This is a genomic window from Cellulomonas endometrii (assembly GCF_949769265.1).
Lineage (GTDB): Bacteria > Actinomycetota > Actinomycetes > Actinomycetales > Cellulomonadaceae > Cellulomonas > Cellulomonas endometrii.
This window is the reverse complement of record NZ_CATKPC010000025.1, coordinates 16,525-33,614: the sequence shown is the minus strand read 5'-3', so window position 1 is coordinate 33,614 and position 17,090 is coordinate 16,525. Positions and strand designations below refer to the sequence as shown.

Sequence of the window (17,090 nt, the reverse complement as noted above, 5' to 3'; positions counted from 1 at the left end):
GCGTACGCACCGGCGCGGGGCGGCCGGACGGGACCTCCGGGCCGGGCACCGCCGGCCGGGGGTCACGTGCGGTCGATGAACTCCTCGCGCGTCCCCGCCAGCATCGTCTGGATCGCGGCGACCAGGTCCGGGTGGCCCGCGAGCTCCGGGTCGGCCGCCACGAGCTCCCGGGCGTCGCGGCGGGCGTGCTCGATCACGTCGACGTGCTCGGTCACCTTGAGCAGCCGCAGCGACGTGCCCCGGCCGGACTGCGCCGCGCCCAGCACGTCGCCCTCGCGCCGCAGCTCCAGGTCGACGCCCGCCAGCTCGAACCCGTCCCGCGTCGCCGCGAGCGTCGCCAGCCGGGTCGCCGCGGGCGTGCCGTCGGGGGCGTCGGCGACCAGCAGGCACACGCCCGGCCTGCTGCCGCGCCCGATCCGGCCGCGCAGCTGGTGCAGCTGGGAGATGCCGAACCGGTCGGCGTCCAGCACCACCATCACCGTCGCCTCGGGGACGTCGACCCCGACCTCGACGACCGTGGTCGACACCAGGACCGGCACCGCGCCCGACGAGAAGTCCGCGAGCGCACGCTCCTTCTCCTCGGGCGCCATCCGGCCGTGCAGGACGCCGACCGGCACGCCGCCCAAGGCGGCGCTGCCGCGGAGCTCCTCGGCGACGTCGAGCACCGCCCGGAGCACCCGCTTCGGGCGCTCGTCGCCCTCGCCCTCCACGAGGTCGTCGAGGACCAGGTCCGCCCCGTCCCCGTCGTCGCGGGCCGCGGCCTTCGGGTCGGCGGCCGAGTCGATGCGCGCGCACACCACGTACGCGCGGCCGCCGCGGTCGACCTCCTCGCGGACGCGCTGCCAGGTGCGGTCCAGCCACGCCTGGCGGTCGGCGGGCACCACGTGGGTGACGACCTCCGCGCGGCCCGCGGGGACCTCCCGGAGCGTGGACGTCTCCAGGTCGCCGAAGACGGTCATCGCCACGGTCCGCGGGATCGGGGTCGCGGTCATCACGAGCAGGTGCGGGACACCCCCGGCCTTGGCACGCAGGGTGTCGCGCTGCTCGACGCCGAACCGGTGCTGCTCGTCGACGACGACCAGCCCGAGGTCCGCGAACTGCACGTGCTCGGAGAGCAGCGCGTGCGTGCCGACGACGATGCCCGCCGCACCGCCGGCGGCCTCCGCGAGCGCCTGGCGTCGCGCGGCCGAGCCCTGCGACCCGGTCAGCAGCGCCACGCGGGTCGCCTGCTCCGCGCCGCCGAGCATCCCGCCCTCGGCGAGGTCCCCGAGCAGGTTCCGCAGCGTGCGGGCGTGCTGCGCGGCGAGCACCTCGGTGGGCGCCAGCAGCGCGGCCTGACCGCCCGCGTCGACGACCTGGAGCATCGCCCGGACCGACACGACCGTCTTGCCGGAGCCGACCTCGCCCTGCAGCAGCCGCTGCATCGGCACGTCCTCGGCGAGCTCGGCCGCGATCTCCGCACCGACCTCGCGCTGCCCGGCGGTCAGCTCGAACGGCAGCCGCGCGTCGAAGGCGTCCAGCAGCCCGCCGGACCGGGGCGGGCGGGCCACCGCCGCCTGCGCCGCGATGCGGGCCTTGCGGCGGGCGAGCTCGGCCTGCAGGACGAACGCCTCCTCGAAGCGCAGGCGCTTCTGGGCCTGCTCGAGCTCGACCCGGTCGTGCGGCCGGTGCAGGCCGGCCAGCGCGCCCGGCAGCGAGGGCAGGTCCCGCCGGACCGGCTCCGGCAGCGGGTCCGGCACGTCGGCGTCGGTCATCATGTCCAGCACCGTGCCGACGAACGACTTCATCGTCTTGTTGGTCAGCCCCGCGGTCAGCGGGTAGACGGGCCGCGGCCGCTCGCTCTCCTGGATCCGCAGCGCCTCGTCGACCACGCTGCCGAGCTCCTGCACCTCGTACTCCGGGTGCAGCAGCTGCATCTGGCCCCGGTACTCCTTGACCGTCCCGGAGAACAGGCCGTACGTGCCGGGCACCAGCTCCTTCTCGAACGCCCGCAGCGCCCCGGCGTGCTTCGCGAACCACGTCAGGTGCAGCTGGTGCCGGTCGTTGCGCACCACGACCTCCAGGATCACGCCGCCGCGCGTGCGCATGGTCCGCATCGTCGCCTGCTCGACCCGCGCGTCGACCGTGACGTGCTCGCCGATGACGAGCGCGTCGATCGGCGTCATCTCGCCCCAGCGCTGCCAGCGGCGCGGGTAGTGGCGCAGCAGGTCCCCGTACGTCCGCAGGCCCAGCTTGCCCAGCAGCTTCGCGGCCCGGGGGTTGCCGGCGATCCCCGCGAGGTCGCGCTCGAGGAACGGCAGGGGGCGGACGACGGCGTCGTCGGGGACGGTCACGGGCGGGCCTCCGCGCGGGGGGGGGGGGGGGCCCGGGGGGCGGCCGGCGGGACCGGGGGGGGAACGGGGGGGCGGGCGGGGCCGGGCCGGCCGCCCGCGACGGGCAGCCCGGGGTGCAGCGCCCCGAGCCGGTCAGCGAGGTCGAGGCCGTCGTCCGCGGCAGCGCCCGCGCCGAGCACGACGGTCAGCCCGCGGGCGTCGGCGGGTCCGGCGGCGAGCAGGAGCTCCGCCTCCGCCAGCGCGGAGTCGAGATCGGTCGCGGCTGCGGTCCCGGGCTCCGCCTCCGGACCGGCGACGACGGCGGCGAGCACGCGCACGTCGTCGGACGCCCAGTCCGGTACGGACCACGCCGGGTCGAGCACCGCGGCGGGGAGCCGGTCGCCGGGCAGTACCACGACGCTGGCCGCACCGGCGGGCGCCCCGGCGGCGGAACGGTCGTGCGCGGGGGCGAGCGCGTCCTGCGCGGCCCGGGCCACCGCGGCGCGGGCCTCGGGGACGGGCACGGCGTCGGGCAGCACCAGCGCGACCGCGCCCGCGAGCGCCAGCGCCCCGGCGAGCTCCGGGTGCGCCGTGCAGGCGACGACCGGGCTCGGCGCGCCCACCAGTGCCCGCACCGACGCCGTCCACCGCGGACCGCACGCCCCGACCGCCGCGAGCACCGGCACCGGGTCGTCCGCGTGGACGTGCGCGGTGAGCACCGCGTCGCCCTCCACCACGGCCACGGCCCCGCCGACGGCCGCGAGGGCGGTGCGCAGCTCCGGGGCGGCAGCGGCGTCGGGGGCGTGGAGCACCGCCATGATCTCGAAGGCGTGGTCCCCCGCGTGGTCCCCCGCGTCGCCGGCGGCGCCGGGCGTCGATGCCGACCCGGCGTGCTCGGAGAGCCACGCCACGTCGACCGGTCCGCCGCGGCCCTCGAGCGCCGCGAGCAGCGCGTCGAGCAGCACCAGCAGCGCGCACGCGCCCGCGTCGACCACCCGCGCCGACCGCAGCACCGGGTGCGCCGCGCTGATCCGGGCGAGGTCCGCGCGCCCCGCCGCGACCCCGGCCGCGAGCGCCGCGACGTCGTCGCCGGACGGGCCGCCGGACGCATCGCCGGGTGCGTCGCCGGACACGTCGCCGCGGGTCGCGTCCGCAGCCGCGTCCGCCACCCGCGCGGCCACGGTCAGCACCGTGCCGTCCTCGGGGGCGTGCACCGCCGTGCGGGCGGCGTCCGCGGCGCGGCGCAGCGCCTCGGGGAGCGCGGCGTCCGGGACCTCCGCGAGCCCGCCCAGGTACCGGCTGACGATGACCCCGGAGTTCCCGCGCGCGGCCAGCAGGGCACCGCGGGCCAGCGCGCGCAGCACGTCGGGCCCGGGAGCGTGCGGGGCGAGCTCGCGGACGGCGTCGGCGGCGCCCCGCACCGTCAGGAGCACGTTGGTGCCGGTGTCCCCGTCCGCGACCGGGAAGACGTTGACCGCGTCGATCCGCTCCCGGGCCGCCTCGAGCGCAGGCACCGCTCCGTCGAGCCAGGCGCGCAGCACGTCGCCGTCCACCAGTCGCCCAGCCACGTCCGCGCGCGGTCCTTCCGTCATCCCTCGTGGGCCCTCGCCCACCTCCCTACTCTGCCCCACGGATGCCCCGCACCCGCGCTCGTCCCCGGCCCGCGCCGGTCCGGGTGCGCCGGTGTGACGCAGGTCGTTTTGAGGGTCCGGGCGTTCGTGGGCTAGTCTTGTCCGGTTGCCCGGCGCGCTCCGGGCACTGGTGGCGCCCCGCGGCCCGGTCCTCGGACCGACGGTGCGGGCGCCCCGACCAACCAGGACTTGCCGCCCGGGCACCTTCCCGAGCGGCGTGCAATGACCGGATCAGGAGAACACCGTGGCTGCCAACTGCGACGTCTGCGCCAAGGGCCCGAGCTTCGGGCACAGCATCTCGCACTCGCACGTGCGCACCAAGCGCCGCTGGAACCCGAACATCCAGCGCGTGCGCGTGGTCGTCGCGGGCACCCCGAAGCGGCTGTACGTCTGCACCTCGTGCCTCAAGGCCGGCAAGGTGCAGCGCGCCGTCTGAGCGTCTGTCGACGAAGGCCCGTGCGGGACACCCCGCACGGGCCTTCGTGCTGCCCGGGCACGGACGCACCGCGAACCCCTGTGGCGGCACGGGAGCGTGTGGCACCCTGAGCGCATGAGCGAGCAGCGGCGCGAGCACGTGGTCCGACCTGCCCGGCCGCAGGACGCCGAGGGCATCGCCCGCGTGCACGTCCGCACCTGGCAGCAGGCGTACGCCGGGCTGGTGCCCGAGGACTACCTGGCCGCGCTGGACGTCCAGCAGCGCGCCGAGGGCTGGCGCCGGCACCTCGAGCCGGGCAGCCGCACGCAGATCTGGGTGGCGGTGTCCGACGACGACCACGTCGTGGGGTTCATCGCGCTCGGGCCGTCGACCGACGAGGACGCCGACCGGCACGCCCTCGAGATCCGCTCGATCTACCTGGACCACGGGATGTGGGGCTCCGGCGTCGCGCGCGAGCTGCTGCGCACCGCGCTGGCCGACGTGCCGCCGCGCGTCCCGGTGACGCTGTGGGTGTTCGAGGACAACGAGCGGGCGCGGCACTTCTACCGCCGGCACGGCTTCCAGCCCGACGGCACGGAGCGCACCGAGGACGTCGGGGGTGCCGAGCTCCTCGAGGTCCGCTACCGGCGCGGCTGACGCACCCGCCCGCGCGCGGCGCGGCTCGGCGGAGCACCGCTCAGCGGCGGAAGTGGTCCCAGCCCGGGGACACCGCCGGTCGGTCGCCGGCGACCAGCACGGAGCCAGCCGGGGCGCCCGCCTCCTCCGGGGACCGGACCGCCCCGATCGCCCGGAACCCGTCGGGCACCGCGCCGGCCGGGAACGTCGCCAGGAGGCCGTGGTCCTCGCCGCCGGTCAGCACCCAGCCGACGCCGTCGACCCCGAGCGCCGCGGCCGCGCCCCGCAGCGCCGCGAGGTCCTCCGCCAGCACCCGCGTGGGGTCGCCCAGGTCCAGCACGACCCCGCTGGCCGCGGCCATCCGGCCGCCGTCGCGCAGCAGCCCGTCGGACACGTCCATCATGGCCGTGGCCCCGGCCGCGGCGGCAGCGGGCCCGGCGGGCAGGGGCGGCTCCGGCCGGCGGTACACCCGCACGGCGTCCGGGTCGGCGTCGGCGCGCCCCGCACCGAGCAGCGCGAGACCCGCCGCGGACCGCCCGACCGTCCCCGCCAGCGCGACGACGTCCCCCGGCCGGGCGCCCGAGCGCAGCACCGGAGACGCGCCCGCGAGGTCGCCGTGCACCGTCACCGCGACCACCACCGCCTCACCGCCGGACAGGTCGCCCCCGACCACGCCGGCGCCGACGGTCGCGCAGGCCGCGCCGAGCCCCCGCGCGAGCCCCTCGACCCACGCGACCGGCACGTGCCGGGGCACGACGAGCGCCACGACGAGGGCCGTGGGCCGGGCGCCCATGGCGGCGACGTCCGCGAGGTTCTGCATCGCCGCGCGCCAGCCCACGTCCTCGCCGGTGGACCAGTCCAGCCGGAAGTGCCGGTCCTCCACCAGGACGTCCGTCGAGACGACGAACCGCCCGTCCGGCGCGGCCAGCACCGCGGCGTCGTCGCCCGGGCCGAGCAGGGTGCGGTCGCCGGCCGGCAGCAGGGGGAAGATCCGCGCGAGCAGCTGCTCCTCGGTCAGGTCGCCGACGCAGGGGCCGCCGGAGCGGGCTGCGTGGTCGGCACGGTCCACCCGGGGCGCTGCGGCGTCGGTCACGCCGTCACGGTATCCCGCGGCGCCCGGGTTACCGTGACCGGGTGACCCGCTCGATCCGCACCTCCCGCCGCCGGACCACCACGACGCCGGCCCTGGTGGCCCTGGCGGTCCTGGTGGCCTCGACGCTGGCGGGCTGCGCGCAGGCGGTCGGCGTCACGGTCGCGCCGCACGCCACCGAGCCCGCGTGCGCGCGCGTCGTGCTGGCGCTCCCGGAGGTCCTCGGCGACGACCTCGAGCAGCTGCGCACCACCAGCCAGGCGACCTCCGCGTGGGGCGACCCGACGGATCCCGTGACGCTGCGCTGCGGCGTGGAGGTCCCCGGGCCGACGACGGAGCAGTGCGTGACGGTGGAGACGGCGAGCGGCCCGAGCGTCGACTGGCTGGTGCGCGCGGACTCGGAGCCGGTCGCCGACGCGGGCGCGACGCCCGGCACCGACCCGACGGCGCCCGCGACGCAAGAGCCCTCGGGGTCCTCGGACTGGACGTTCGTCACCTACGGGCGCGACCCCGCGGTGGAGGTGCACGTCCCGGCGTCGGTCGTGGCCGAGCGGTCGACGTCGTTCCTGGACGGGCTCAGCGTGGCGGTGGCGCAGGTCGAGGCGACCCGCACCTGCCTGTGACGGCGGCGGCGACGGCAGCGCCTCAGCGCAGGCCGGTGGGCCGCTCGAGCGCGAGCTGCAGCAGCTCGTCCAGCAGGTCGGGGTAGGACAGCCCGCTCTGCTGCCACATCCGCGGGTACATCGAGAACGGCGTGAACCCGGGCATCGTGTTGATCTCGTTGACGATCACCTGCCCGTCGGGCGCCACGAACACGTCCACGCGCGCGAGGCCCTCGCAGTCGACGGCCTCGAAGGTCCGGATCGCGACGTCCTGCACCCGGGCGGTCACGTCGGCGGGGAGGTCAGCGGGGCAGGTGAGCTCGACGGCGGACTCGTCCAGGTACTTCGCCTCGAAGTCGTAGAAGCCGTGCGCCTCGTCGGTGACGACGATCTCGCCCGGCAGCGACGCGCGCGCCCGGGCGCCGGACCGCCCGCCGAGCACCGCGCACTCGATCTCGCGGCCGACGATGCCGGCCTCGACGACGACCTTGGGGTCGTGCCGCTGCGCCTCCGCGACGGCCGCGGGCAGGTCGGCGAGGTCGGTGACGCGGGTGATGCCGATGCTCGACCCGGCGCGGGCGGGCTTGACGAACAGCGGCAGCCCCAGCGCCTCGATGCGGGCCCGCACGCCGTCCTTGTCCTGCTCCAGGTCGTCCCCGCGGAGCGTGACGAACGGCCCCACCGGCAGCCCCGCCCCGGCGAGCGCGACCTTCATGAAGTGCTTGTCCATGCCGACCGCCGACGCGAGCACGCCCGCGCCGACGTACCGGACGTCCGCGAGCTCGAGCATGCCCTGCAGCGTGCCGTCCTCCCCGAACGGGCCGTGCAGCAGCGGCAGGACCACGTCCACGTCGCCCAGCGCGGTGGCGGGCGAGCCCGGCTCGATGACCTGCAGCGCGCGGGAGCCCGCCTCCTGCGGCAGCAGCACCTGCTCGGGCAGCGCCTCGACCTCCGGGAGCCGGCCGTCGACGATGGCCCAGCGGTCCGGGTCGTCCGCGACGCGCACCCAGCGGCCCTGCGGGGTGATGCCGATCGGCAGCACGTCGTACCGCTCGCGGTCGATCGCCCGGAGCACCGCGCCGGCGGTCGCGCAGGAGATGGCGTGCTCGCTGGAGCGCCCCCCGAACAGGACGAGCACCCGGGGCCGGCGGCCGGGCGCGGTGGAGGGGGTCTGGGGCTCAGGGCTGCTGGACATCGCCCGCGAGCCTAGCCGCTGGGTGGGACGCGGCGGTGGCGCACCGCGGGCGGCGTTAGCCTGCGCGTCGTGACGCACACCGAGCCCACCGAGCACCCCGTGCAGCCCGAGCACCACCGGCACCCGGCCGGCCTCGCCCGCGAGACCCTCGCCGTGACGTCCGGCCGCCCCGCCCGCGCGCAGGGCGCCCCGGTCAACCCCCCGGTCGTCCTGTCCTCGACGTACGTGTCGCAGGGCGTGCCGCAGCCCGGCGAGATGATGTACGCCCGCGGCGACACCGAGACCTGGGGGCCGTTCGAGCAGACGCTCGGCGCCCTGGAGGGCTCGGCGCACCCGGCGCTGGTGTTCGGCTCCGGCATGGCCGCCATCGCGGCGGCGCTGTCGCTGGTCCCGCACGGCGGCCGGCTGGTCCTCCCCCGGCACGCCTACCAGGTGACGCTCGGGTACGCGCGCGACCTGGCGGAGCGGTCCGACGTCGAGGTCCAGCAGGTCGACATCGCGGACACCGACGCCGTGACCGCCGCGCTCGACCCCGCCGCCTCCCCCACCGGGCGCGCGACGTCGCTGCTGTGGGTGGAGTCGCCGACCAATCCGATGCTCGAGGTCGCGGACCTGCCCGCGCTGGTGGCCGCCGGGCACGCCGCGGGGGCGCTCGTGGCCGTGGACAACACGTTCGCCACGCCGCTCGTGCAGCGGCCGCTGGAGCACGGCGCGGACGTCGTCGTGCACTCGGTGACCAAGTACCTGGCGGGGCACAGCGACGTGGTCCTCGGCGCGGCCCTGGCCGACGACCCCGCGCTGCACGAGCGGCTGCACACCTACCGCACGGTGCACGGCGCGATCGCGGGGCCGTTCGAGGTCTACCTCGCCCTGCGCGGCGTCCGGACGCTGGCCCTGCGGGTCGAGCGCTCGCAGCGCACCGCCCTGGACCTGGCGCAGCGGCTCGCGGCCCACCCCGGCGTCGCCGAGGTGCGGCACCCCGGGCTCCCGCAGGACCCGGGCCACGCGCGTGCGACCGCGCAGATGTCCGGCTACGGCTCGATCATCGGCCTGCGCCCGGCCGGCGGTGCCGCGGGGGCGGACGCCGTGGTCGCGGCCCTGCGCCTGTGGGTGCCGGCGACCAGCCTCGGCGGCGTGGAGTCCAGCATCGAGCGCCGCCGGCGGTTCGCCACGGAGTCCCCGACGGTCCCGGAGGACCTGCTGCGGCTGTCGGTCGGCATCGAGGACGTCGAGGACCTCTGGCGCGACCTGGACGAGGCGCTCCGCGCGTAGCCCGCCCGCACCCGGCGTCGAGGTCGGCACCCGGCGGCCGAGGTCGGCACCCCGGGGTGCCGACCTCGGCCCGGGACTGCCGACCTCGGCCGGAGGGGAGCGACCCGGTCAGCGCACCTCGAACGGTGCGCGGAGCAACGTGTCATCGCGGCTGCTCGGGCCCACCAGCAGGTCGAACTCGCCCGGCTCGACGACCCGGCGGCCGGCCGCGTCGACGATCGTGCAGTCCGCGACGGGGACCTCGATCGCGACGCGCACCGACCCGCCCGGCGCGACGTCGACCTGCCGGAAGGCCTTGAGCTCCTTGTCCGCCCACGACGCCGAGGTCACCCGGTCCGACACGTACGCCTGCACGGTCTCCCGCGCCGGCCGCGTCCCGGTGTTCCGCACGGTCACCTCGGCCCGCACGGTGCCGTCCGGCCCGAGCACCGTCGACGTCAGCCGCAGGTCCTCGTACGCGACGGTCGAGTAGGACAGCCCCTCCCCGAACGCGAACGCGGGGCGCTGCGTCAGGTCGGCGTACCGGTCGCCGTGCTGGCCGCGCACCTGGTTGTAGTACGTCGGCTGCTGCCCGGCGTGCCGCGCGAACGACACGGGCAGCCGGCCGGACGGCTCCGCGAGCCCGAGCAGCACGTCCGCGAGCGCCTGGCCGCCCTGCATGCCGGGGCTGGCTGCCCAGATCAGCGCGTCGGCGGACAGCGCCGACTCCGGGAGCACCAGCGGCTTGGACGCGAGCAGCACCACGACCAGCGGCGTCCCCGTCGCGGCGAGCGCGTCGAGCAGCGCGACCTGCCCGCCGACCAGCTCGAGCGTCGCGGTGGACCGCCCCTCCCCGACCAGCTCGATCCGGTCGCCGACGACGGCCACGACGTAGTCGGCGTCCCGCGCGGCGGCGACGGCCTCCGCGATCAGGGCCTCGTCCGGCTCGGACGGCACGACCACCGGCGGGCGCGGCTGCCCGTCGGGGAACGTCGCGCCCTCCGGGTCGGGCTCGAGCGTGAGGATCTCGGCGCCGCGGGCGTGCTGCACCGTCCAGCCCGCGGGGACGGTCGCGCGCAGCCCGTCCAGGACGGTCGTGATCATCTCGCGCGGCTGGCCGTCCGGGAGCCAGTCGGCCTGGCCGGAGGAGCCCGCCCAGTCGCCGAGCTGGGTCTGCGCGTCGTCCGCGAGCGGGCCGACGACGGCCACGCGCCGCGCGGGACCGGCGGCCGGCAGCGGCAGCACCCCGCCCTCGTTGCGCAGCAGCACGAGCGAGCGCCGCGCGACCTCGAGGTTGAGCGCGGCGTGGTCGGCGTGCCCGATCACGGCGGCCTGCGCGGCGGCGTCGGGCCGGCGCGGGTCCTCGAACAGCCCGAGCCGGAACTTCAGCGTGAGGATGCGGGCGACGGCGGGCTCGAGCTCGGCCTCGGTGAGCAGCCCGCGCTCGACGGCCTCCAGCGCCCCCTCGAAGAACAGCGGCGTCGTCATCACCATGTCGTTGCCGGCCTTCACCGCGGCGGCGGCGGCGTGCGCGTAGTCGGGCTGCACCTTCTGCTCCCAGACCATCCGACCGACGTTGTCCCAGTCGGTGATGAGGGTCCCGGTGTAGCCCCACTCGCCGCGCAGCACCTCGTTCAGCAGCCAGTCGTTGACCGTGATCGGCACGCCGTCCATGGTCTGGTAGCCGAGCATGAAGACGCTGCATCCCTCGCGGGCGACGCGCTCGAACGGCGGCAGGAACCAGGACCGGAGCTTGCGGCGGGAGATGTCCGCCTCGCTCGCGTCCCGGCCGCCCTGCGTCTCGGAGTACCCGGCGAAGTGCTTCGCGGTGGCGAGGATCGCCGTCGGGTCGGTCAGGCCGTCGCCCTGGTAGCCGCGGACCATCGCGGACGCGAGCTCCCCGATCAGGTACGGGTCCTCCCCGAACGTCTCGTCGACGCGGCCCCAGCGCAGATCGCGCGTGATGCAGAGCACCGGCGAGAACGTCCAGTGCACCCCGGTCGGCGCGACCTCCCGGGCCGTCGCGCGGGCCACCTGCTCCACGAGCGCGGGGTCCCAGGTGCCGGCCATGCCGAGCTGGGTGGGGAAGATCGTGGCGCCGACCCAGAACGAGTGCCCGTGGATGCAGTCCTCCGCCACGAGCAGCGGTATCCGCAGCCGGGTCTCCTCGACCAGCTCGTGCGCCCGCAGCAGCCGCTCCGGGGACGCGTGCAGGATCGACCCGGCGAGCCGGCGCAGCACGTGGTCCGCGACGTCGTCCCGGGCGTCGAGCTGCAGCATCTGCCCGACCTTCTCCTCGAGGGTCATCCGGTCGAGCAGGTCCCGCACCCGGTCCTCGACCGGGAGGGTCGCGTCGAGGTAGGCGGCGGCTGCGGTGGTGGTGTCGGTCACGAGGGGTCCTTCTGATCGGGGTCGTCGTGGTGCTGGTGCTCGTGCGGGTGCGGGTGCGAGGTGGCGGGGCGGACGGCGGTGACGGTGCCGGCCGGGCTGAGGCCCTTCTTGCGCAGGGCGCGCGCCCGCTCGCCGGCGGAGCGCAGGCGCGGGTTCACGTACTCGTCGATGCCGAAGTTGATCAGCGACAGCGCCATGCCGAGCAGGGCGATGCAGAGGCCGGCGGGGACGTACCACCACCAGAAGTCGGGGAACGCGCCGTTCTGCTGCGCCCAGTACAGGATGGTGCCCCAGTTCAGGTTGGTGATCGGGATGACCCCGATGAACGCGAGCGTGGTCAGCCCGAGCACCGCGGCGGTCACGGTGCCGACGAAGCTCGACGCGATGATCGCCGTCAGGTTCGGCAGCATCTCCACCGCGATGATCCGGTGCAGCGGCTCCCCGTTGGCGCGGGCGGCCTGCACGAAGTCCCGGTTCCGCAGCGACATGGTCTGGGCGCGCAGGACGCGGCCGCCCCAGGCCCACCCGGTGATCGCGAGCACCGCCGAGATGAGCAGCAGGCTCGGGTCGTCGTACTGGGAGGCGACGATGATCATCAGCGGCAGCGCGGGCAGCACCAGGAACACGTTGGTCAGCGCCGACAGCGTCTCGCTCTTCCAGCCGCCGACGTAGCCGGCGGTGACGCCGATCGCCACGGAGACGATCGTCGCGATGACGCCCGCGCTGAGGCCGACGACCAGCACGCCGCGGGTGCCGTAGACGATCTGGCTGAACACGTCCTCGCCCATGTGGGTGGTGCCGAGCCAGTGCTGCCCCGACGGCGGCTGGCGCAGCGCGTCGAAGTCCTTGTCGAGCGGCCCGTACGGCGCGATGAGGTCGCCGAAGACGGCCAGCAGCACGAAGAACCCGAGGATCGCCAGGCCGGTCAGCGACTTGCCGTTGCGGAACATCGCGAACGACCGGCCGAGCCGGGAGCCGAGGCCGCCGCCGGTGCGCGTCGGGCCGGTCCCCGGAGCGGGCGCGGGCTCGGCGGCCTGCTCGACCGTGGTGGTGGGGTAGGTCATCGCTCAGCCCTCCGTCTGCCGGGTGCGCGGGTCGAGGACGGCGTAGGCGACGTCCGCCATGATGTTCGCGACCAGGACGGTCAGCGTGATGATGAGGAACAGCCCCTGCATGAGCGGGTAGTCCTTCGCGGTGGTCGCGTCGAGCAGCAGCTTGCCGACGCCGGGGTAGGAGAACACGAGCTCCATGACGAGCGTCCCGCCGACGATGAACCCCAGCGACAGGGCGAACGACGACAGCTGCGGCAGCACCGCGTTGCGGGCCGCGTAGTTCAGCATCACGTGGCGCGGGGCGAGTCCCTTGGCCTGGGCGACGGTGACGTAGTCCTCGTCGAGGACGGTGACCATCATGTTCCGCATGCCCAGCACCCAGCCGCCGAGCGACGCGAGCACGATGGTGAGCGCCGGCAGCGTGCCGTGCTGGATCACCTGCCCGACGAAGTCGGCGCTGAACGCGGGCGCGCTGCCCTTGTCGTAGGCGTGCGAGGCGGGGAACCAGCCGAGCGCGGTGGAGAACACGGCGATCGCGATGAGGCCCATCCAGAAGTAGGGCACCGTCGAGAAGAACGTCGCGACCGGCACGAGCGCGTCGGCTCTGCTGCCGCGGCGCCAGCCGATCCAGGCGCCCACGCCGGTGCCGAGGAAGAAGCTGAGCACCGTCGCGATGCCGACCAGCCCGACGGTCCAGGGCAGCGCCGTGCCGATCACGTCCGTGACCGGGGCGAGGCCCTTGGAGAACGACCGGCCCAGGTCGCCGCGCAGGAGCAGCCCCCAGTAGTCGACGTACTGCTGCAGCATCGTCTTGTCGTCGTCGAGCCCGAACAGGGTCCGCAGCGACGACGCCGCCTCCGGGCTGATCCGCCCCTGGTTCTTCTGCAGGTAGGCGGAGACCGGGTCGCCCTTCATCATCCGGGGCAGGAAGAAGTTGATGGTGATGGCCGCCCAGGCCGTGAACAGGTAGAACACGGCGCGGCGCGTGAAGAATCGCACGGCGGTCAGCTCCTCTCCGGCGTCGTGGCCGGGCCCGCGAAGTGCTTGTCGGGGTCCGGTGAGGCGTCGCGCAGGGCGCGGGTGTAGGCGTGCTGCGGGCGCAGGATGACGTCGTCGGCAGCACCGCGCTCCACGACGACCCCGTGGTGCAGCACCATGATCTGGTCGCTGAAGTGCCGCGCCGTCGCGAGGTCGTGGGTGATGTACAGGACGCCCAGGTGGGACTCGCGCTGGAGCTCGGCGAGCAGGTTGAGCACGCCGAGCCGGATCGACACGTCGAGCATCGACACCGGCTCGTCCGCGACCAGCAGCGAGGGCCGGGACGCCAGCGCGCGGGCGATCGCGACGCGCTGGCGCTGACCGCCGGACAGCTCGTGCGGGCGGCGGTCGACGACCTCGCGCGGGTCCAGGTGCACCCGCTCGAGCAGACGGTGCACCTCGGCCTCGACCTGGTCGGACGGCACGACGCGGTCGAGCCGCAGGGGCCGCTCCACGTGGTGCCGGATGGTGTGGTACGGGTTCAGCGAGGCGAACGGGTCCTGGAACACCATGCGGACCTGCTGCCGGTACCGGCGCAGCCCGCGCCCGCGGCTCGGCACCGGGGCGCCGTCGAGCAGCACGGTCCCGGAGGTCGCGCGCTCCAGGCGGGTGATGATCTTGGCGATCGTCGACTTGCCGCTGCCGCTCTGGCCGACCAGCGCGATCGTCTGGCCCGACGTCAGGGTGAACGACACGTCGTCGAGCGCGAGCATCTCCCCCGCGCCGCGGACGCGGTACTTCTTGGTGACGCCGGAGAACTCGAGGGTGGTCATGAGGCACCTCCCGTGCGGACGAAGTCGCCGCGGTCGCCGGTCAGGCTCGGGAACGACCCGAGCAGCCGCTGGGTGTACGGGTGCCGGGCGTGGCGGTAGATGTTCTCGGCGGTGTCGAGCTCGACCACCCGGCCGGCGCGCATCACGGCGATCCGGTCGCTGATCTCCAGCAGCAGCGGGAGGTCGTGGGTGATGAACACGACCGAGAACCCGAGCTCCCGGCGCAGGTCGGAGATCTGCTGCAGGATCTCGCGCTGCACCAGCACGTCGAGCGCGGTCGTCGGCTCGTCCATGATCATCAGCTGGGGCCGCAGGGCCAGCGCCATCGCGATCATCACGCGCTGGCGCATCCCGCCGGACAGCTCGTGCGGGAACGACCGCAGCCGGTCCCTCCCGACCCCGACCATGTCGAGCAGGTGCCCGCACTCGGCCAGCCGCTCGGCCCGGCTCATCCGGGGCCGGTGCGTCCTGAACACGTCGTCCAGCTGCCTGCCGACCGCGACGACCGGGTTCAGCGCGTTCATCGCGCCCTGGAACACCATCGACGCCTTGTCCCAGCGGAACGCGCGCATCTCCTCGTCGCTGAGCGCGTTGAGGTCGACGTCCCGCCCGGACTCGTCGTGGAACACCGCCGTCCCGCCGGAGATCACCGCGGGCGGCCGGAGCAGCCGCTGCACCCCGTACGCCAGGGTGGTCTTGCCGCACCCGGACTCCCCCGCCAGCCCGAGGATCTCCCCCCGGCGCACGCTGAGCGAGACCTCCCGCACCGCCTCGACCGGCGGGTCCACGTCGTAGACCACGCTGAAGTCCGAGACCGTCAGCACGTCCTGTCCTGCCACTGCACCTCTCCCGTCTGCTCGTGCCGCCCTGCGTCGCGCGGCCGGCGCGGGCCGTGGGGCCCGCGCCGGCCGCGTCGCGCCGGTCAGCTCGCGGGCTCGAGGCTCGTCAGGATGAGCGCGGCCGAGGGCTGGGTCGGGTCGGGGTTGGTGTACGGGTCGTCCTCGCCCGGCCAGCCCACGTAGTTGCGGGTGTTGTACTCGCCGATGAACGGGCGCGTGCCGATCGGCAGGGCCGGGACGTCCTCGACGAAGATCCGCTGGATCTCGGCGAGGGCCTCCTCGCGCGCCCCGTCGTCGGTGGCCGTCGCGTACGTGTTCAGCGCGGCGGTCGCGTCGGGGTTGTCGTACCGCCCGAAGTTGAAGTCGGCGGCCTCGCCCACCGGCTTCAGCCAGCGGCCGTCCATGATGTCGCTGTACAGGTCGTACGGCGTGGCGCCGGTGTCCGTCCAGTGCAGGATCGCCTGGAAGTCGCCCTCGCCCTTCATCGCCCACCAGGTGTCGGAGTCCGGGGTGTCGACCGTGGCCTCCACGCCCAGCTCGGCAGCGGAGTCGGCGATCAGGCTGATGCCGGTGACGTAGTCGCTCCAGCCCTGCGGGACGCTCAGCTCGAACGTGACGGGCTCGCCGTCCGGGTCCACGAGGGCGTCGCCGTCCCAGGTGTAGCCGGCGTCGGAGAGGATCTGCTTGGCACCCTCGACGTCGACCCCGAAGGACTCGTCCGCGTAGTCCTCGCCGATGAACGCGTCACCCGCGGGGGTCGGCAGGCCGGTCACGGAGGTCAGCTCCGGCACGCCGCCCTCGCGGGCGATCGCCTGGTGCTTCTCGCGGTCGACCACCAGGTTCATGGCCTGCCGGAACGCGACGTCGCTGAACGGCTTCGTCTGCGTGTTGACGAACATCGTGTCGATGCCCAGGCCGGCGGCGGCCCAGTAGACGTTGTCCTCGTCCTTGTCGAGGTACGCCGACTGCACGTTGGGGATGAACGCCTGCGCCCAGTCCGCCTCGCCGCTGGCGAGCGCGGTGGTCAGGGCGGTGTTGTCGTTGTACGACACGTAGTAGAGCGTCGGCGCGGCCAGCTCGCCGCCCCAGTAGTCGTCGCGCGCGGTCAGCTCGACGCTCTGCGACGAGAACTGCGTGAGCGTGTACGGGCCGGTGCCGACGGGCTCGAGGTTCGGGTCGGTCGCCGGGTCCGCGACGGACTCCCAGACGTGCTGCGGGACGATGAGCTTGTGCAGGACCTTGTCCTGCTTGGCGAACATCGAGGCGGCGAAGCTGATCGTGACCGTGTCGCCGTCGAGCGCCACGTCGGTGATGCCGAGGGCGGCGTTGTCGAGCTCCGGGGTGTCCTTGAGCAGCGTGAACGTGAAGGCGATGTCGTCGGCGGTGAAGTCCTCGCCGTCGTTCCAGGTGACGCCGTCCCGCGCGACCAGCGTCACCGCGGTGAAGTCGTCGTTCCAGGTGATCTCCTGCGCCAGCCAGGGCGTGACCTCGTCGGTGGGGTCGACCAGGTTGACGAAGCCGAGCGGCTCGAGGATCGCGTTGATGTAGCCGAGCTTCATGCCCGACGCGTCGCCGACCCACGGGTTGTTCGACTCGGTGGCGATCGCGCCGTCGGGCTTGGCGATGGTGAGGGCGGCGCCCGCCCCGCCGGTGCTGGTGCCGTCGTCCGCCGACCCGCCGGAGCCGCCGGAGCAGGCGGTCAGGGCCAGGGCGGCGGCCACGCCGAGTGCGACCGCCGGTGTCTTGATCCTCATGGTTTCTCCTTCGAAACGAGCGGCCCGGGGTGGCTGCTCAGAGGCCACGTCGCGTCGTCGCGATCGTGCTGGCCGGAACGTTACTACACTGTCAGTAAGTCGATGTCGACG

The 17,090-nt window shown here is 75.0% G+C and carries 14 protein-coding genes; 4 read left to right on the top strand and 10 right to left on the bottom strand.

Features of this window, described 5'->3' with window-relative positions; all coding sequences use genetic code 11:
- Positions 1-62: 62 nt before the first annotated feature.
- Together QNH85_RS18520 and QNH85_RS18515 are read right to left on the bottom strand one after the other, a co-directional pair.
- Positions 63-2,333 (bottom strand): ATP-dependent DNA helicase RecG, encoded by a 2,271-nt coding sequence (locus QNH85_RS18520; RefSeq protein WP_428830437.1) that lies wholly within the window; start codon positions 2,331-2,333, stop codon positions 63-65.
- Positions 2,330-3,880 (bottom strand): DAK2 domain-containing protein, encoded by a 1,551-nt coding sequence (locus tag QNH85_RS18515; protein ID WP_282948775.1) that lies wholly within the window; start codon positions 3,878-3,880, stop codon positions 2,330-2,332. Before QNH85_RS18515 ends, QNH85_RS18520 begins: the two co-directional genes overlap by 4 nt.
- Positions 3,881-4,187: 307 nt before the next feature.
- On the opposite strand from QNH85_RS18515, the gene rpmB reads away from it, so the two are divergent.
- Together rpmB and QNH85_RS18505 are read left to right on the top strand one after the other, a co-directional pair.
- Positions 4,188-4,379 carry a 50S ribosomal protein L28 gene (rpmB, locus tag QNH85_RS18510; protein ID WP_213281940.1) on the top strand — a complete coding sequence of 64 codons (192 nt, stop codon included), beginning with the start codon at positions 4,188-4,190 and terminating at the stop codon, positions 4,377-4,379.
- Positions 4,380-4,493: 114 nt separating this feature from the next.
- Positions 4,494-5,015, top strand: coding sequence for a GNAT family N-acetyltransferase (locus QNH85_RS18505; RefSeq protein ID WP_213281941.1), 522 nt, complete (start codon positions 4,494-4,496; stop codon positions 5,013-5,015).
- 40 nt (positions 5,016-5,055) lie between these two features.
- Here QNH85_RS18505 and QNH85_RS18500 read toward each other — a convergent pair whose 3' ends face one another.
- Positions 5,056-6,063: a thiamine-phosphate kinase gene (locus tag QNH85_RS18500; protein ID WP_282948798.1), complete on the bottom strand. Its 1,008-nt coding sequence runs from the start codon at positions 6,061-6,063 to the stop codon at positions 5,056-5,058.
- 65 nt (positions 6,064-6,128) lie between these two features.
- Between QNH85_RS18500 and QNH85_RS18495 the strand changes: the two genes are divergently transcribed.
- Positions 6,129-6,707 (top strand): DUF3515 family protein, encoded by a 579-nt coding sequence (locus QNH85_RS18495; protein ID WP_282948773.1) that lies wholly within the window; start codon positions 6,129-6,131, stop codon positions 6,705-6,707.
- Positions 6,708-6,729: 22 nt separating this feature from the next.
- On the opposite strand, the gene QNH85_RS18490 is transcribed toward QNH85_RS18495, so the two are convergent.
- Complete coding sequence (locus tag QNH85_RS18490; RefSeq protein WP_282948771.1) at positions 6,730-7,881, bottom strand: D-alanine--D-alanine ligase family protein; 1,152 nt, start codon at positions 7,879-7,881, stop codon at positions 6,730-6,732.
- 99 nt (positions 7,882-7,980) lie between these two features.
- Here QNH85_RS18490 and QNH85_RS18485 point away from each other — a divergent pair, with 99 nt between their 5' ends.
- Positions 7,981-9,153 (top strand): trans-sulfuration enzyme family protein, encoded by a 1,173-nt coding sequence (locus QNH85_RS18485; protein WP_282948797.1) that lies wholly within the window; start codon positions 7,981-7,983, stop codon positions 9,151-9,153.
- Positions 9,154-9,261: 108 nt separating this feature from the next.
- Here QNH85_RS18485 and QNH85_RS18480 read toward each other — a convergent pair whose 3' ends face one another.
- From QNH85_RS18480 to QNH85_RS18455, 6 genes are all read right to left on the bottom strand, one after another.
- Positions 9,262-11,523, bottom strand: a complete 2,262-nt coding sequence (locus QNH85_RS18480; RefSeq protein WP_282948769.1) for an exo-beta-d-1,3/1,6-glucosidase — start codon at positions 11,521-11,523, stop codon at positions 9,262-9,264.
- Positions 11,520-12,587, bottom strand: a complete 1,068-nt coding sequence (locus QNH85_RS18475; RefSeq protein WP_428830436.1) for an ABC transporter permease — start codon at positions 12,585-12,587, stop codon at positions 11,520-11,522. Before QNH85_RS18475 ends, QNH85_RS18480 begins: the two co-directional genes overlap by 4 nt.
- 3 nt (positions 12,588-12,590) lie before the next feature.
- The gene (locus tag QNH85_RS18470; protein WP_213281944.1) at positions 12,591-13,574 is read right to left on the bottom strand and encodes an ABC transporter permease; all 984 of its coding nucleotides are present in this window, start codon (positions 13,572-13,574) and stop codon (positions 12,591-12,593) included.
- A gap of 5 nt (positions 13,575-13,579) precedes the next feature.
- Complete coding sequence (locus tag QNH85_RS18465; protein ID WP_282948767.1) at positions 13,580-14,386, bottom strand: ABC transporter ATP-binding protein; 807 nt, start codon at positions 14,384-14,386, stop codon at positions 13,580-13,582.
- Positions 14,383-15,225 carry an ABC transporter ATP-binding protein gene (locus QNH85_RS18460; RefSeq protein ID WP_282948765.1) on the bottom strand — a complete coding sequence of 281 codons (843 nt, stop codon included), beginning with the start codon at positions 15,223-15,225 and terminating at the stop codon, positions 14,383-14,385. Before QNH85_RS18460 ends, QNH85_RS18465 begins: the two co-directional genes overlap by 4 nt.
- An 83-nt stretch (positions 15,226-15,308) precedes the next feature.
- Positions 15,309-16,979, bottom strand: coding sequence for an ABC transporter substrate-binding protein (locus QNH85_RS18455; RefSeq protein ID WP_282948763.1), 1,671 nt, complete (start codon positions 16,977-16,979; stop codon positions 15,309-15,311).
- Positions 16,980-17,090: the final 111 nt, after the last annotated feature.

Bases quoted from the DNA above. Each gene is read 5' to 3' on its own strand.
- QNH85_RS18505 (WP_213281941.1), top strand. From the start codon at position 4,494: ATGAGCGAGCAGCGGCGCGAGCACGTGGTCCGACCTGCCCGGCCGCAG.
- QNH85_RS18490 (WP_282948771.1), bottom strand. From the start codon at position 7,881: ATGTCCAGCAGCCCTGAGCCCCAGACCCCCTCCACCGCGCCCGGCCGC.
- QNH85_RS18475 (WP_428830436.1), bottom strand. From the start codon at position 12,587: ATGACCTACCCCACCACCACGGTCGAGCAGGCCGCCGAGCCCGCGCCC.
- QNH85_RS18465 (WP_282948767.1), bottom strand. From the start codon at position 14,386: ATGACCACCCTCGAGTTCTCCGGCGTCACCAAGAAGTACCGCGTCCGC.
- QNH85_RS18455 (WP_282948763.1), bottom strand. From the start codon at position 16,979: ATGAGGATCAAGACACCGGCGGTCGCACTCGGCGTGGCCGCCGCCCTG.